The following is a 16,419-nucleotide window of genomic DNA, read 5'->3' as shown; positions in this document are numbered from 1 at the left end:
AGAGCCAGCCTTGAGTATTGGATCACACGCTTTACAAAGGGGGCGGCCTATCGCCGCCCCTCTTATCAAACGATTAAGAACCTGAACGGTAGTTCGGCGCTTCTTTAGTGATAGTCACATCGTGCACGTGAGACTCGCCCATGCCTGCTGAAGTCACTTTCACAAATTGGGCTTTTTCATTCAGTTCTAGAATGGTGGCACAACCCGTTAAGCCCATGCATGAACGCAGACCGCCCATATGTTGATGGATGATTTCCTTCAACTTGCCTTTGTAAGGCACGCGCGCTTCAACACCTTCTGGGACTAACTTGTCGGCAGCATTATCTGATTGGAAATAGCGGTCAGATGAGCCTTGAGACATAGCGCCTAAAGAACCCATACCACGGTAGGATTTATACGCACGGCCTTGATAGAGTTCAGTTTCGCCTGGCGCTTCCTCAGTTCCCGCAAACATTGAGCCCGCCATGATGCAAGATGCACCCGCGGCTAATGCTTTGGCTAAGTCACCAGAGAAACGAATACCACCATCGGCAATCACAGGAATACCTAGGCTCTTCATAGCTGCGGCAGCATCTGAAACGGCTGTGATTTGTGGCACGCCAACACCAGTTACGATACGAGTCGTACAGATAGAACCAGGGCCAATACCGACTTTAACTGCGTTAACGCCGGCTTCGACCAGCGCTAATGCGCCTTCAGCCGTGGCAACGTTACCACCGATAATTTGCAAATCAGGATGTTTAGCGCGGGTTTCACGAATGCGTTGTAAAACGCCTTCTGAATGTCCGTGTGAAGAATCGATAAGTAATACATCAACGCCAGCTTTAACGAGTGCGTCAACACGCTCCTCGTTACCTGCGCCCGCACCAACTGCAGCGCCAACACGTAAACGGCCTAACTCATCTTTACAGGCGTTAGGTTTACGTTCGGCTTTCTCGAAGTCTTTAACTGTGATGAGGCCTTTCAGCTTATAGTTATCATCAACCACAAGCACTTTTTCGATACGGTGTGAGTGCATCAATTTTTGCACTTCATCTAATTTAGTGCCTTCGGCAACAGTGACTAAACGCGCTTTAGGCGTCATCACTTCTTCTACCGTTTTGCTCCAATCCGTCACGAAACGTACGTCACGGCCAGTAATGATACCGACCAGCTCGTTTGCTTCGTTAACCACTGGATAACCCGCAAAACCATTCTTCAGTGTTAACACTTTCAGATCGGCTAAGGTCGTTGATGGCGTCACAGTTACAGGTTGTTGAACCACGCCCGCTTCGTAAATTTTTACTTTACGAACTTCTTCGGCTTGTTTTTCAATGCTCATGTTTTTATGAATAAAGCCTAAGCCGCCTTCCTGCGCCATAGCGATCGCAAGACGAGCTTCGGTAACTGTGTCCATAGCGGCAGACACAAGTGGGATATTCAATTCAATGGTATTGGTCAGGCGAGTTTTAAGAATGGCGGTATTTGGGAGTACAGTCGAATGCGCAGGAACAAGCAACACATCGTCAAAAGTAAGCGCTTCTTTAATTAAACGTAGCATATGCAACATCTCCCCAGTTGAGTAGGATTTAGAGGTGAAATATTGCGGCGGGATTATACCTTGCATATCGGCACTGGTAAATGGAAAATAGCAAATATCCCCATTTAATTGAGTAATTCGATGCAAGGCGCCAAAAACAATATTTATACTGTCTCGCGACTCAATGGTGAAGTCAGACAAATTCTCGAGGGACAACTGGGTAAAATTTGGCTAAATGGTGAAATATCCAACTTTTCCTCCCCCAGCTCAGGTCATTGGTATCTCACCTTAAAAGACCACTCTTCCCAGATCCGTTGTGCCATGTTTAAAGGCCGTAACCAAACGGTCAGCTTTAAGCCCATCAATGGTCAGCAAGTGTTAGTCAAAGGCGCGATCAGCGTGTATGAACCCAGAGGCGACTATCAATTATTGATTGAGTCCATGCTGCCAGCAGGGGATGGACTACTCGCCCAGCAGTTCGATGCTCTCAAAATGAAGCTCGCCGCCGAAGGATTATTCGCCGCCGACACCAAAAGACCGCTGCCAAAAAACATCCAACGCATTGGCGTTATTACTTCGCCAACCGGCGCAGCGATTCGCGATGTCTTACACGTACTCGCAAGGCGCGACCCTTCAATCGAAGTCATTATCTATCCGACTCAAGTTCAAGGTGAAACTGCAGCGCAGAGTATTTGTCAGGCAATCAATATCGCCAACCAGCGTTTAGAAGTCGATGTCTTACTGCTCACCCGCGGCGGCGGTTCGCTTGAGGATTTGTGGTGTTTTAACAGCGAAGCCCTCGCCCACACAATTTATAACAGCGCCCTGCCCGTGGTCAGCGCCGTCGGCCACGAAGTCGACACCACCATCAGTGATTACGTTGCTGATATTCGCGCCCCAACACCGTCTGCAGGTGCAGAGTTGTTATCCCAAGATAGCGACAATAAGGCGCAAAAACTCGCAACAGCTTTATCGCGCCTGCAACAAAGTGCGAAACATTATCAACTTAAGCAAGAAAGGCGACTCAGTTTGCTTGAGCACAGACTGCAGCGCCAAGATCCCAAACGGACCTTGCAGCAGTTCGAGCAAAGATTCGATGAGATGCAATTAAGACTGGAGTCGGCGCAGTCGAATCGCTTGCACATACTCAGCCGCCGTCAGCAGTTGCTCGCAAGTCGCCTTGAACAGCAATCTCCCAAGCATAAGCTCGCCATTGAGGGTAACCGCCTAAGTTATCTTGCGAGTCGCTTACAGGATGCATTGCAGGACAAACTCAGTCAAAGTGAGCAACGGATAAAATACGCGGCCCATCAACTCGAAACCGTCAGTCCGCTTGCTACCTTGAGCCGTGGCTACAGCATCACCACTGACATCCACAATCAAGTGGTCGACTCCACGGATAAGCTGACAATCGGTGATAGCCTGCAAACCCGCTTACGCCACGGGCAAGTGATATCAACCGTCACACAGATAAAGCTGCTTGAATAAGTTGATAGTTAGAATACTGATATTTATAGCTTAGATAAGCAATTTTATACTTAAGGTGAAAACAATAAGGCGCAGAATTTATCTGCGCCTTTCTATGTTGTCTAGTTTTGTTCTAGCATCCCATGCAAATGGTTTTATTGAATGCTGAATTGGCTAGCTTAAATGCAGTCTCACATCGACCCCACGCGTATCGGCATACTCTTGGCGGCGCTTATCCATTCGCGATTGGTACAAGTTAGTGTCTGCCGAACGCAGCCACTCGTGGGGATCGGCCACCTCAGAGTTTAACGAGATCCCAAAACTACACTGACAATCCTTAAAGCCTTGGCTGGCTAATTGTTCGGCTAACCCATTTAACGAACTCAGCAATAGCGGGATCCCCACCGAAGGCGTCACAACCACAAACTCATCACCACTAATACGATAAAGCTTTAAATGCGCTAAGTCCGTTGCTTGCAATAACTGCACTACCACTTGCAGTAATCTATCGCCCTCTTGATGGCCGAGCGTTTCGTTAACACTTTTCAGGCTATCGATATTCAATAGCGCTAAAGCCATAGGCTGCACCACTTTATCGGCGAAGCCTAATTGCGAATTCATATATTCATCAAAAGCATAACGATTACCGACTCGGGTCAACCCATCTAAGCGGGCCTTTTCCCACGCAATTGCGAGCTCTTCAATATGCGCCTTACGTTCCTCTGCGAGTAACTTAAGCTTATTCGCTAACGCTAAGGACAATAGCAGCGCATCAGCCGTGCCGCCCATCAGCGTCGCCAGCTCCGCATGTTCGATAAAATCAGGTGTTAGCCCCATATTCCCGGGCAAAATAATCACCGCAGGCAAGAGTAAACAAGTAAAGGCGAGAATAAAATAACGCGCTGGGGCAAAGCCTTTCATCAAGCACACATTACCGCAGGTAATCGCTAAGGCAATCCACAGCATGATCAGCACTGAGGCAATAATCGCCGTATAGGGCAACAACCAAATACTGGTCGGCAAAGCAACAATACAAGCAAACATCAAATACTGACTAAGGCGCCACAATCGTGGTGAGTAGCTAGGCAGCTGCAAGAAGTGCTTGTAAAACATGATATTAAAAATCGGCAAACTGATAAAAAACAGATGGTGCAACTCAAGGTAATGGAAATTAAACAAGTGCGCCGGCAAATGGAAGGTCAGTGCCCAGCCAGCAAAATACGCGAAGACATAAAGGCCATAATAAAGAAAAGCTTTATCGAGAATAGAGATATAAATCAGAAGATTATATAAGGCGATAAACAATAAACCGCCTAAGCACAGCAGCACTGCCATGGCGAGGCGATCAGACATCAACTGATGATCCGTCACACTTTGCAGGGCAATCTCGGGAGGCGATGAATAATAACGGCTACTGAGCTTAACCAATAGCCAATAATCCGTGCCCATATTCAAGGTGACCTTGCGGCCATAATCAAATAAAAATTCGTAGGGGGCACTGTAGCCGCTGTGGGCATGCTGTGAACTGCCATCACTGCCGAGTATCCAATAATCTACGGATTCGATAATCGAATTACTCGCATCCACTACCCAATTCGACTGACGTTGATTGACCATCACAGGCGTGATCATCCAATAGTCACCGCCGGTTAAACTCACAGAGTTAGCTTCGTCGAGTTGGCCCATCCAATGGGGCACGGCATCAAACTGTTTTGGGGGCTGTTGATCCGCTTGAGCATGGAACAAATACGGCGAGTCCAACGCAATTTCAGCGCTTAATACAGAGGGACTTAATGTCCATATAAAAAGTAAAAAACACCAAAATAGGGTTTGTTTAAGTTTGTTCATCGGCTTATTAAGTTAAAGGGCCATAGATCATTTATACAGCTATGAAGTAAATGCTAATGCTGTCAATCTTAGTCGATAGTTGGAATTGTAGGTTAACTTTATGGCCACATTTAGTTTTTTACAATCAGTTAGGCTAAATTAGTCGAATATCCCATGCCGTATGGAGCTATTTTAATCTCAAAGTCCAAACCGTGGCCTGAAATCCAAAATACAACTTAATACTGACTTATTTTTTGCTGGGATCCTATGCAGCCTCTATTGATGATTTTAGCCGCACAACTCCTGATTGCCAGTGGCAACCTCTTGGTCAAGTTGCTTGAAAATGATGCCCCCGTGTTCCAACTGGTGCTCTACAGACAACTCTTTGCCACCTTGCTAGTGCTGCCTTTTGTGTGGCGCTTGCAGGGTAATCTCAAACTTAGCCCTTATTACAAAGTGCATCTTGCCCGCGCCCTATTGATTGGACTCGGCAATGCCATTTTTATGCTTGCCATTTTGCATCTACCCCTCGCAACGGTAACCGCCGTGATTTATACCTCACCTTTGTTACTCCTCGTGCTTTCTGCGTTATTTTTGCATGAACGCATAGGCTATCGACGCTCAGTTGCGGGGATCATTGGTTTTACTGGCATTTTACTTATCAGCCAACCAACAGAGTTTAACCTGTATATAGGTTTAGCCTTTTTCGGTGCCATGACGTCGGCATTGAATAGTTTGATTTTAAAGGCCTATTCGACCCATGAACATCCTTTCTCTATGCTCTTTTGGTCTAATGCCTTTGCGATGATATTTCTGATACCGGCGACCTTATACGAAGGCGCTGATTTTAGTTTGCCAGTGGCGCAGGTGGGATTAACGTTAGGACTATTTTATATTGGCATGACCTATCTCATCATTCACGCCTATCGACGTGCCGATGCGAGCCAAATGGCGCCTGTAGAATATACCGGATTGATTTTTGCGGCCTTGTTCGGCTGGTGGATACTCGATGAAGAACTCAGCCTAGTGATGTTGATCGGTATCGGATTAGTCATTTTCTCATCCATATTGCCCAGCTACAGCGAGCTAAAAGCAAAATGGAAAAGCCGGCGAAGTTGACCTCGGCCGGCTCTTTACATCGACTGCTAAGTTAACGCAGCGAGATCAAAACGATTTGTTTTAGAAGCGGAATTTACCGCCAATATACACGCCATCTTCGAAAGTGAAATCGCGCGCATTATCGTACTCATAGGCAATCTTGCGATAACCAACATAAAACGCCATGTTTGGCGTTACGCGGTATTGCACTTTTGAATCGAGCTCATATTGACCATCAACATTACCAAACGATAAGACTGACGGTGCGTAGTAAGCGGCGGCGTGTAATGAAATATTAGGTCCCATAGATAGCGCATAACGGCCACCAACAGAAATGGCGCTACCATTTGGAGAATAGTCAGACCAAAGCTGACTTAACTTAGCGCCAACTTCAAAGTGATGCACACCCACATCATGGGTCATGTGCATTGCACCTTGGGCAATATGGCCACCCTCGTCAGCATAGATATAACCTAACACTGCGTTAGTATCTTTGCTCAATTGCAGTTCTAACTCAGTAGAAACCACATCGTTGTTCAACCCAAGATTAAATTCTGACGCATTCACTTGCAGCGCTGCCGCACTCAATAATAAAACACTTGCTACTCTGAACTTAGCCATAAAAACACCTCAATAAATGACTGTGGGTAATAGCCGCGGATCATACCGAATAAATAAAGAAAATCAGCCTATTTGCGTATAAATGGGGATAATTTGCGAGGGATATACAAATGCAAAACAAACTTGAAACAGCTGAAGATCTAAGTCTTTTCACTTACAGCACAATTATACTGCTTGAATACGATCACCCACTAAAGACAGCATTATCGCTTCAGCGTCGACATTGGCACTTAAGGCTAAATAATACCAACCCACTGTGTTGCCCGTACCGCGGATACTCAAATAATCACGCCAAAATTGAAAGCCCGCCTTCAACAAATTGGCTTGGCTCGAGGTGTTCTCGGCGCGAATAGTGGCGTATAAAATCGAGATCCCTAAAGCCTTCGCCACTTCGATACGTTTTTGCGTTAAACCTTGAGCTATGCCTTGACGTCGATAATGGGGCGACACCACCAGATAACCCAATTCACCGACAGTGCCTTTACCGGCTTTTATCGCAGCGCAACCGACTATCTCGCCCTCAAGAGTTTTCGCTAAGATCACCGCACGAGAATCGAAAAATACCTGATGGTCCAGCGGATGGGCGTTATCATCACGCCCATCAATCAATTGTGCCGCCAGCGCTAATTCCTCTAACTGTTCACTTATTACAAACTGAATGTCACTCATATCCAGATTAAACCGTTAATGTTGCCAACATACGGGGAATGCACGCCACTTAGCTGTGCACTCATATCCCACTTCGCTATCACTCTCACACTACAAATCTAACAGAGCACTATTGATATAACTGTTTATATACCAATGCACTACAGATACAAGAGGGTCGCCATACCTAAGAAAGTAAAGAAGCCAACCACATCTGTCACTGTGGTTAAGATCACTGAACCCGACAGCGCCGCATCTTGGTTAAACTTCTGCAGCACCATAGGCACGACCACACCAGCAATTGCTGCCACGGCCATGTTAATCAAAATTGCGCAGCCAATCACTATGCCTATGGTCGCTTCACCGAACCACCAGCCCGCGACTAAACCTATGACTATCGCCCACAAAAAACCGTTAACTACGCCAATGCCGAGTTCGTTCTTCATTAACGAAAACAAATTACCCGCTGAAATCTGTCCCATAGCCATGCCGCGGATCATCAGCGTCAACGACTGACTACCCGCAATGCCGCCCATAGAAGCCACAATCGGCATCAATACCGCTAACGCGACCACTTGGGATAACACATTTTCAAATAAGCCAATCGTCGCCGAAGCGAGGAAAGCTGTCAGCAAATTGATCCCGAGCCACACAGCGCGGCGCTGGGCGCCTTTCATAATCGGCGCGAACAAGTCGTCGGACTCATCCATACCTGCAGTCGCCATCAATTGCGCTTCATAATGTTCACGCACTAAAGCGGTCGCAGTTCGCAACGTCACGCGACCAATTAACTCTCCAGACTCATCGATCACAGGCAATTCGATTTCGCGGCTGTGCTCTATCGCTTCGGCCGCTTCCAATAAACTTGTGTCAGCGGATAACGCACGGCTATCCTCGGACAAGAGTGAAATCAATAATTCATCGGGATTATGTTTAAAAATGTCATACCGACGCACTGTGCCTTGATACTTATCCTGATCATCAACGATAAACAAATTGTCGTTACAATCGAGTTCAATACGGCGGAAAAAGCGCTGTGCCTGCGCAACGCTCGCCTTATCACTGAGCACCAACATTTGATGATCGGTATAACGGCCGATTTCATTCTCAGAGTACTGATCGTAGAGTTCGAATCGTTGTCGCTGACGCTCGCCCATCTGGGCCAAGGCGCGATCGGTAAAACTTTCAGGGAGATAATCACTCCACTCAATTAAATCTTCTGGGCTTAACTGGGCAAATAGCAAGTCCACTTCATTGTCGGGCATCCGTTTAAGGATCCCCATGCGCGGATCGGCACGCATTAAGCTCAACACTGTCACTCGGTCAGCAAATTCAACTTGCTGCCAACGCTCGTAACGCTCATCCAAGGGCAAGGATTCAAGCGCTAAGGCTATGGTTCCAGGTTCTGAGTCATTCAAAATTTCGCTAAACACTTCAGCTTGTTCTTCGCCTTCAACTTCAGTGAGTTGTTGAACAACCTGCCCCACGTCCGCTTGCATGTTTGTTTCGTATTCTGCGTCATTTTCTGTCACACAGATGCCCTTTTCTTTAGCTACAAAATTGCTGTAACTATATTGATAATTAAGTAAATTAGCAAACCCACAAAATAAATTGCGCACAACTAGATTGCTGGAAATCATTTTTAAGTTTATGCTGTTGACTAAGATCCTATGGAGGTGAACATGACTACGAATATATACAGCCAATCAGCGACAGACATTCAAGGCAACGCGGTAAGTTTAGAGCAGTATCGAGGCAAAGTACTCTTGATCGTTAACACCGCCAGTGAATGTGGGTTTACACCGCAATACAAGGGATTAGAAGCGTTATATCAAGAATATAAAGGTCGAGGATTAGTGATTTTGGGCTTTCCTTGCAATCAATTTGGCGCCCAAGAAAAAGCCGATGAACAAGGTATTCAAGCCTTTTGTGAATTGAATTTTGGCGTGACATTTCCACTATTTTCTAAAATAGAAGTGAATGGCGAACACACCCATCCACTTTATCAATACCTTAAGAAAGCCGCTCCCGGTGTATTAGGCACTCAAGGTATCAAATGGAATTTCACCAAATTTTTAGTTAATCGCCAAGGCGAAGCGATTGAACGATTTGCATCGACCACGAAACCCGAAGCGTTAGAAAGTAAAATTGCCGCTTTGCTAAAATAATTTACTAGCTATCTATTTGAAATTTTGCGTTTTATAAAAATTTAGATTTATTTTAACTTTTTTATGGAACTTTAACCGTACAAGCCCCCTCAAATGTATTGAACAGTGAATGTCTTTTTCATGTTCATCATCTCCCTGGGGCTTCTAGCGCGGCCCCCTTGACCTAGGAATAGGTCACTAGGCAACCATTGGGTTGCCTTTTTTTATCCCAATGATTTATATGTAAAATAAATGTCTCATTTCAACTGCTTTTTATCTCTCAGAAATTCTTTTTTAAACTTTTTGGTGTTTTTTTGCGATATCGATGAACTTAATTAAAAATGGCGACTCTGACTATAGGTAAGGATTAACGGATAAGATTAAATGCACCTTGAGAATGAAATATGTGAAGTCGCAGTTTCATCTACTCAAATGACACAGTTTCTGTTTTATCGCATTGAGTCTAATTAGTTGGTCGTTCATCATCATCTCCCTTTTGGGACACAATAGAAAACACGCTAGCGCACTGAATTCTACTTGTATCCTGCACTGATTTCCTTGTGGCAACCTTAGGTTGCCATTTTTTTTGCTCAAATTTCAACAAGCGCTAACGCTAGCTCATAGATTAATAAGCTGACACGCTTTTAATTTTTATTGCTATGATTTTAATGTAAAACAAATGTAGCACTTAAGTGTGAGCACTCAATATTTACCAGAAAAATACCTCAGAAAATCTTTTAAACTTTTTGAGATTTTTTTCTGATATCGGTGAACTTAATTAAAAATGGCGACTCTGAGTATAGGTAAGGATTAACGGATAAGATTAAATGCACCTTGAGAATGAAATATGTGGAGTCACAGTTTCATTCACTCAAATGACACAGTTTCTGTTTTATCGCATTGAGTCTAATTAGTTGGTCGTTCATCATCATCTCCCTTTTGGGACACAATAGAAAACACGCTAGCGCACTGAGTTCTATTTGTATCCCGCACTGATTTCCTTGTGGCAACCTTAGGTTGCCATTTTTTTTGCCTAAATTTCTATACGCACCTAAATCGCTATAATCGCCTAAATGTCTATAATATTAGCGACTTGTCTAATTGAACTTGAATCGAAGGGTGATAGCCTGCGCGAGCCTTTGTATAGATATCTTTTAATTCAGTATGATACCCCGCGATTTGCAGCTCAGCATAAAGTGGCCGCACAAATTTACCGCGTCCAATACGCACTAAATAAGCACTTAAAGCCGGCAACACAGGGTCGTAATGATTGCGAATCGCCACCCTAAACCAATCACAGGCAATTTCCGCATTGGTCGATTGGGTGAATTGGAATGTTTCATCCAGATCCATCAGTTGCACTTGGCTGACGACTTCCGGTAATTGGGTCAGAAAATACTGCCAATGATGTACACGCCAATCTTTCACGCTTAATCGACTCGCGGCCGTTCCCTGTAAAAAACTCGCCAGCGCATCATCAACTTTATCTAAACTCATGGATATTGGTCCGCAATATCCCTCGGGCAAACCTTCGCCATAAATCCACGTTAATAACTCGGCTTCGGTGATCTTATCTGAGTGTAATGGCAGTAAGGTTTGCTGCGCGTATTCGACAAACACTTCGGTGGTAATCGCCTTAAAGGCAAAATGATCCACATAGTTGCGTAAAAACTTATCGAACGCCACTCGCCCTAGCCTGCACTCGAGATCATGGACAAACATCGAGGCTTTATCATAGGTAAAACGATTAAAGGCAAGGTTGGGATCGCCCTGCTGCACATTGGCGGGCAAGGTTTGTTTATCCTTAGGCAAAGACGCCATTTCTTCTTTTAAGCGACCAAACTCTATCACCCACTCCAACTCTGCCTGCTCTTTGCCGTAAACCGCTTCCACGATACGGTTAGTAAAGTAAGTAGTGAAACCCTCGTTTAACCAGAGATCTCGCCAAGTTGCATTACTGACTAAATTGCCCGTCCACGAATGCGCTAACTCATGGGCAACGGTGGAAACCAAGCTTTTATCGCCGGCGATGAGTGTGGGCGTTAAAAAGGCTAAACGTGGATTTTCCATCCCGCCAAAGGGGAAACTCGGCGGCAAGATAATCATGTCATAACGATCCCACACATAAGGACCTAACAATGACTCGGCAACGTCGAGCATATGTTCGGTATCTTCAAACTCTGTTGCAGCAGCGACCAGCATACTTGGCTCGGTATAAACCCCGCATCTTGGGCCTATCGCTTGAAAGGCAATATCACCGACGGCCAGCGCCATTAAATGGGTCGGAATAGGTCGCTCCATCTCAAAGTGAAACACACCATTAAGCGGCGCGTCGGGATGATTCATCGCGCTCATAACCGCGCGCATGCCTTTGGGCACTTGCACCTTAGCCTCGAAGGTGATCCGCGCCTTAGGCGTATCCTGTAATGGGATCCAGCTGCGGGCATTGATCGGTTGCGATTGGCTAAAGAGATAAGGTAACTGTTTACCCGCAGTTTGCTCAGGTGCTAGCCACTGTAATCCTTGGGCGGCGGGAGAGGTTTGATAGTGAATGCAAACCTGTTTGCAAGGTGACGTTGGTAAACTGATACATAATTTTTGCCCGAGAATGGAATTGGCTTCACTCAGCACAAAATCGAGCGGCTCCTCATTTTCTGTTGTTAAAACACTCACTGTATCAGTGGCATTGACGCTATCTGCATCATTCACAGAAGTAACCGCGAGTATGGTTAGATCGCGGCTATCGAGCCAAAGCTCTGTTACATCGGGCTCAAGGTATTCCAAGGACAGCGTCGCTTTACCGAAAAGACGCTGCGCGTCAAAATCCACCACTAAATCCAAAGAGACATGTCTCACTTGCACTTGTTCGGTATTAGCAAAAGAATGGTAATCTCGGGTTAAATCCCAAGTCGTTGCATCCGCTAAGGTATTCTTAGTCTTAGTTGGTTGTAACACTGTCGCCTCAATATTCAAGTTATGGGCACAGGGCGATGGGCGTTAGCCCCCTATCTCTGGCTCAATTGTAAAGGGTAAGTTTGAATGCATAATAGTGAACGCAGCTGTAGAGCAATACTGCATAACTTGTCGTTGTTATAACGACTCACAGCCATAACTCATCACAGATTATTAGCCATTATTATCGACTGCACATTTGCTCAGAGGCAAATCGTAGCAGAGTTTTAGATCAGCTTATCGGCGAGTTTTTGTAACAATTTATCTTTGGCGGCAATCACAGAGCTGCAATCGATTCTCTTGCGTCATGCAAGAATTGCGGGGCAATAGTCTACGACGCCAATTGCGAGGTACAAACTGAGCAAAAAATCGAGGCTCACACCTCTTTAAAAAAACAAATGCAAAATTATTTAAAATATTTCGCACTTTCTCTGAACTAATTTAAGGATGCTGAGTCAGATATTATGAACCGAATCTTTGTAATGAGTTTCTTCGTTCATCATCATTCTCCTTTAGATGGTTTCTAGCGCGACCGTCCCAAGATTCCGAATTGGAATTTACAGCAACCTATTTAGGTTGCTTTTTTTATGCCTTTTATTTGGCAATCTACCAGACAGAATGACCAAACATCATCGCCCGGATAAAACCCCAGAAACAAAAAAGGACCTCCAAGGAGGTCCTTGATTAACAAGCCGTTTAGCTTACAAGCGGATACCCACTTGTTCTAAATCTTTAGCAACTACGCTCTTAGGCAGAGTCACATAACCGTCTTTCTCAACCACTTGCTGACCTTGCTTAGACAGCACATAACGTAGGAATTCTTTTTCCATTGGTGCTAAGTCTTTGTTTGGTTGCTTGTTCACGTAAACATATAAGTAACGTGATAGTGGGTAAGTACCGTTAGCTGCGTTTTCTGCAGTTGCTTCGATAAACTCTTCGCCTTTCTTAGCAATCGCAACTGCTTTAACACCAGCAGTTTTGTAACCGATACCTGAGTAACCAATCGCGTTTAGAGATTGAGAAACAGATTGCACAACAGATGCAGAACCTGGTTGCTCGTTCACGTTCGCTTTGAAGTCGCCTTTACACAGTGCGTGCTCTTTAAAGTAACCGTAAGTACCAGATACAGAGTTACGACCGTAAAGTTGAACGTCTTTAGCTGACCAGTTACCGTCTAAGCCCAGCTCGCCCCAACGTTGGATGTCGCTGCTACCACATTTGTGAGTAGAAGAGAAAATACCATCAACTTGTTCAACGCTTAAACCTTTGATTGGGTTATCTTTATGTACGAATACTGCTAAAGCATCGATAGCTACGCGAACCGCAGTTGGCTTATAACCATAATGTTTTTCGAACGCTTCAATTTCGTTAGGCTTCATCTTGCGGCTCATTGGGCCGAACTGTGAAGTGCCTTCTGTCAACGCTGGTGGCGCAGTAGAAGAACCCGCCGCTTGGATCTGGATGTTGACGTTAGGGTACATTTGTTTAAATTCTTCAGCCCAAAGTGTCATCATGTTGGCTAACGTATCTGAACCTACAGATGATAAGTTGCCTGACACGCCACTTGCTTTTTCATAGGTTGGCAGAGATTGATCAATCGATGCCATCGCAGTTGCAGAGAATACACCAGCGGCTGTTAGGGTAATCGCGCCGACAAGCTTTTTCAGTTTCATTATGTGCTCCAGTAGTAAGCTAACTAATTTGTAACTTAAGTTTCTTCAGACGCAGCCAGTATCAATCGCTACAATGACAATTCTATGTCCGTAATGTGACACTTAGATGACAATGCGTTATATCGATTTTTTCTGTCATTAATAATGAACTCAGTAGCCCTAGAAATAAAAAACAGGCCATAGTGACCTGTTTTTATTATTAATTGCGAATATTTCAATCAAGCAATTTATTTCTTACGCTCGATAAGATGCAACGGAATAACAAAGCTAAAGGTACTGCCTTTACCCAATTCACTGCTGATTTTAAGCTCACTGTGATGATGGTTAAGTGCATGCTTTACAATCGCAAGACCTAAACCACTGCCACCGGTTTGCCTTGAACGCGCACTGTCTACCCGATAAAAACGTTCAGTTAATCGACCTATGTGCTGGGGCGCAATGCCTTCGCCCGTATCCGTTACGCTAAAGATGGCTCCCGTGGCCATACTGCGCCACTGCACTGTGATTTTGCCGCCGGGTTCAGTGTAACGAATCGCATTAGAAATCAAATTAGAACAAGCGCTTCGAAGCTGCAATTCATTCCCATGGGAATCAAGCCCTGGTTCGCAATAGAAGCTCAACTCGTATCTATCTTGTGCCAGCGCTTTAGCTTCTTCCTTCAGCACCTCCATCAGTTGCGTAATATTCACTGTATGTTCGAGGTTGATATCGGCCGCATCTTCAATCCGCGATAATATCAATAGCTGTTCGACCATGGACTGCATTCGCCGCGTCTGCTGCTGCATTAAGGCCAGCGGCTTCACGTTCATCGAATCGGGTTCCGCCATGCTTTGCATCATTTCGAGGTAACCCTGTAGCACAGTGAGCGGCGTTTTCAGCTCATGTGACACATTCGCGACAAACTCTTTACGCATGCCCTCAAGCTGACGTATACGAGTGATATCCCGCGCAATTAACAGTAGCTGCCTATCACCGTAGGCCATGATACGGATCTCAAGCAAACGCCTATCCGATACTGGCGAAGGTAACTCCAGCGGCTCTTTGTATTGTGCGGATTTAATATAAGCGGAAAAATCAGGATGGCGGATCAAGTTATCAATACGTTGGCCATTATCCTGCGGCCAAACAAAACCGAGAATAAGCTGCGCTAACTTGTTGCACCATAAAATATTATGCTCTGAATCGAGCACCACAGCTGCATCGGGTAACGCCTCTGCACCTTGGCGGAATCGCGCCAACAATGCGGCTAATTGACCGACACGTCGACGATTTTTCCCTTGAAGGCGATAAATGCCATTAAACACCCCTTCCCAACTCCCACTGCCCTGCGGCGGTGTGAGTTTCCTATCGCGCCATAACCAAAAGTTAAGCCGTGATAATTGTCGGTAATGCCAGCAAACCAGCCCTAGCATGCCGATAAAGAGTATCCAGAGAAGTTTCCCTACCAATAAACCTATTAGCGCACAAAGCAGTAGATATAAGGCTAAGCGCGTAAACAACCGGTACCCTGAATAAGAGTCAGACATAAATAAACCCAAACATCAGGCTAAATAAGAGGAGCACAAGATAGCCTAAAAGCTAACTTGTGCCTAACACTTATTCGGCACTAAATGCGTGTAGAGAAACGATAACCTGCGCCACGAACCGTTTGGATCAAGCGGTCGTGACCAGACTCTTCAACGGCTTTACGAAGGCGTCTGATATGCACGTCAACGGTTCTGTCTTCAACATACACATTGGTTCCCCACACATTGTCGAGCAGCTGTTCGCGGCTGTAGACACGTTCTGGGTGGGTCATGAAAAAGTGTAATAAACGAAATTCGGTTGGGCCCATATCTAATACAGTATCACCTACGCTCACCCTGTGGCTCACAGGATCGAGCATTAAGCCCTGCACATCAATGGTTTCTTCTAAACGAGTCGGTGCACTGCGACGCAATACGGCCTTAATACGTGCGACAAGTTCTTTAGGGGAGAAAGGTTTAGTGATGTAATCATCGGCGCCGACTTCGAGACCTTTGACTTTATCTTCCTCTTCACCGCGGGCAGTTAACATGATGATCGGAATTTGACGCGTGAACTCATCTTGCTTCAAGCGTTTCGCCAATTGAATACCACTTCCGCCAGGAAACATCCAATCCAATAAAATCAGATCGGGGTAAGGCTCCTTTAGCAGCGCAATGGCCGAATCAAAATCTTCCGCCGCAGAGGTCGTAAACCCATGCTGTTCCATTACAAAAGTCAGCATCTCGCGGATGGCTAACTCGTCTTCTACTATCAATATCCTTGCAGTCATAAGTGATTTTCTGTCAGTGAATGTCAACACGGCTATTATTAGTCATTTTTATTACAGATTTATGAATTAGCACGCCGTTTGAGCCATATAGTAGTAATATTTGTCATAATAAGTTTATATAACTGTTTGTTTATAGCAATAAAAAAGGAGGCAATATGCCTCCTTAATTGA

Annotated in this window: 12 protein-coding genes; 3 read left to right on the top strand and 9 right to left on the bottom strand. The window is 45.2% G+C overall.

Features of this window, described 5'->3' with window-relative positions:
• Positions 1 to 73: 73 nt before the first annotated feature.
• Complete coding sequence (guaB, locus tag FW758_RS11595; protein WP_006085677.1) at positions 74 to 1,540, bottom strand: IMP dehydrogenase; 1,467 nt, start codon at positions 1,538 to 1,540, stop codon at positions 74 to 76.
• Positions 1,541 to 1,660: 120 nt separating this feature from the next.
• Here guaB and xseA point away from each other — a divergent pair, with 120 nt between their 5' ends.
• On the top strand, positions 1,661 to 3,007 hold the full coding sequence (xseA, locus tag FW758_RS11590; RefSeq protein WP_446445456.1) for an exodeoxyribonuclease VII large subunit: 1,347 nt from the start codon (positions 1,661 to 1,663) through the stop codon (positions 3,005 to 3,007).
• 153 nt (positions 3,008 to 3,160) lie between these two features.
• Here xseA and FW758_RS11585 read toward each other — a convergent pair whose 3' ends face one another.
• Positions 3,161 to 4,834 (bottom strand): diguanylate cyclase, encoded by a 1,674-nt coding sequence (locus FW758_RS11585; protein ID WP_446445455.1) that lies wholly within the window; start codon positions 4,832 to 4,834, stop codon positions 3,161 to 3,163.
• 246 nt (positions 4,835 to 5,080) lie between these two features.
• Between FW758_RS11585 and FW758_RS11580 the strand changes: the two genes are divergently transcribed.
• A complete protein-coding gene (locus FW758_RS11580) occupies positions 5,081 to 5,932 on the top strand; it encodes a DMT family transporter (protein WP_011846299.1) in 852 nt (283 codons plus the stop codon).
• Between the two features lie 60 nt (positions 5,933 to 5,992).
• Here the strand turns inward: FW758_RS11580 and FW758_RS11575 are convergent, their stop codons facing one another.
• The 3 genes from FW758_RS11575 to FW758_RS11565 all read right to left on the bottom strand — a co-directional run bounded on the left by FW758_RS11575 (position 5,993) and on the right by FW758_RS11565 (position 8,712).
• Positions 5,993 to 6,532, bottom strand: coding sequence for a YfaZ family outer membrane protein (locus FW758_RS11575; RefSeq protein ID WP_006085173.1), 540 nt, complete (start codon positions 6,530 to 6,532; stop codon positions 5,993 to 5,995).
• 165 nt (positions 6,533 to 6,697) lie between these two features.
• Positions 6,698 to 7,201 (bottom strand): GNAT family N-acetyltransferase, encoded by a 504-nt coding sequence (locus FW758_RS11570; RefSeq protein ID WP_011846298.1) that lies wholly within the window; start codon positions 7,199 to 7,201, stop codon positions 6,698 to 6,700.
• 140 nt (positions 7,202 to 7,341) lie between these two features.
• Positions 7,342 to 8,712 (bottom strand): magnesium transporter, encoded by a 1,371-nt coding sequence (locus FW758_RS11565; RefSeq protein WP_259573370.1) that lies wholly within the window; start codon positions 8,710 to 8,712, stop codon positions 7,342 to 7,344.
• A 150-nt stretch (positions 8,713 to 8,862) separates the two neighbouring features.
• Here FW758_RS11565 and FW758_RS11560 point away from each other — a divergent pair, with 150 nt between their 5' ends.
• Positions 8,863 to 9,348 carry a glutathione peroxidase gene (locus tag FW758_RS11560; RefSeq protein ID WP_446445454.1) on the top strand — a complete coding sequence of 162 codons (486 nt, stop codon included), beginning with the start codon at positions 8,863 to 8,865 and terminating at the stop codon, positions 9,346 to 9,348.
• Between the two features lie 1,056 nt (positions 9,349 to 10,404).
• On the opposite strand, the gene FW758_RS11555 is transcribed toward FW758_RS11560, so the two are convergent.
• From FW758_RS11555 to phoB, 4 genes are all read right to left on the bottom strand, one after another.
• On the bottom strand, positions 10,405 to 12,282 hold the full coding sequence (locus tag FW758_RS11555) for a M1 family metallopeptidase (RefSeq protein ID WP_446445453.1): 1,878 nt from the start codon (positions 12,280 to 12,282) through the stop codon (positions 10,405 to 10,407).
• 698 nt (positions 12,283 to 12,980) lie between these two features.
• Positions 12,981 to 13,952 (bottom strand): PstS family phosphate ABC transporter substrate-binding protein, encoded by a 972-nt coding sequence (locus FW758_RS11550; protein WP_006080906.1) that lies wholly within the window; start codon positions 13,950 to 13,952, stop codon positions 12,981 to 12,983.
• Positions 13,953 to 14,179: 227 nt separating this feature from the next.
• Complete coding sequence (gene phoR, locus FW758_RS11545; protein WP_446445452.1) at positions 14,180 to 15,478, bottom strand: phosphate regulon sensor histidine kinase PhoR; 1,299 nt, start codon at positions 15,476 to 15,478, stop codon at positions 14,180 to 14,182.
• Between the two features lie 80 nt (positions 15,479 to 15,558).
• Positions 15,559 to 16,248 carry a phosphate regulon transcriptional regulator PhoB gene (gene phoB, locus FW758_RS11540; RefSeq protein ID WP_006080904.1) on the bottom strand — a complete coding sequence of 230 codons (690 nt, stop codon included), beginning with the start codon at positions 16,246 to 16,248 and terminating at the stop codon, positions 15,559 to 15,561.
• Positions 16,249 to 16,419 lie beyond the last annotated feature (171 nt).

The organism is Shewanella sp. 1180_01, assembly GCF_052850535.1.
The sequence above is the reverse complement of the archived record's forward strand: the minus strand, read 5'-3'. Positions and strand labels throughout refer to the sequence as shown.

Excerpts from the sequence above, each read along its gene's own strand:
- FW758_RS11560 (WP_446445454.1), top strand. The coding sequence starts at position 8,863 with ATGACTACGAATATATACAGCCAATCAGCGACAGACATTCAAGGCAAC.
- xseA (WP_446445456.1), top strand. The coding sequence starts at position 1,661 with ATGCAAGGCGCCAAAAACAATATTTATACTGTCTCGCGACTCAATGGT.
- FW758_RS11570 (WP_011846298.1), bottom strand. The coding sequence starts at position 7,201 with ATGAGTGACATTCAGTTTGTAATAAGTGAACAGTTAGAGGAATTAGCG.
- FW758_RS11575 (WP_006085173.1), bottom strand. The coding sequence starts at position 6,532 with ATGGCTAAGTTCAGAGTAGCAAGTGTTTTATTATTGAGTGCGGCAGCG.
- FW758_RS11585 (WP_446445455.1), bottom strand. The coding sequence starts at position 4,834 with ATGAACAAACTTAAACAAACCCTATTTTGGTGTTTTTTACTTTTTATA.
- guaB (WP_006085677.1), bottom strand. The coding sequence starts at position 1,540 with ATGCTACGTTTAATTAAAGAAGCGCTTACTTTTGACGATGTGTTGCTT.
- phoB (WP_006080904.1), bottom strand. The coding sequence starts at position 16,248 with ATGACTGCAAGGATATTGATAGTAGAAGACGAGTTAGCCATCCGCGAG.
- FW758_RS11550 (WP_006080906.1), bottom strand. The coding sequence starts at position 13,952 with ATGAAACTGAAAAAGCTTGTCGGCGCGATTACCCTAACAGCCGCTGGT.
- FW758_RS11580 (WP_011846299.1), top strand. The coding sequence starts at position 5,081 with ATGCAGCCTCTATTGATGATTTTAGCCGCACAACTCCTGATTGCCAGT.
- phoR (WP_446445452.1), bottom strand. The coding sequence starts at position 15,478 with ATGTCTGACTCTTATTCAGGGTACCGGTTGTTTACGCGCTTAGCCTTA.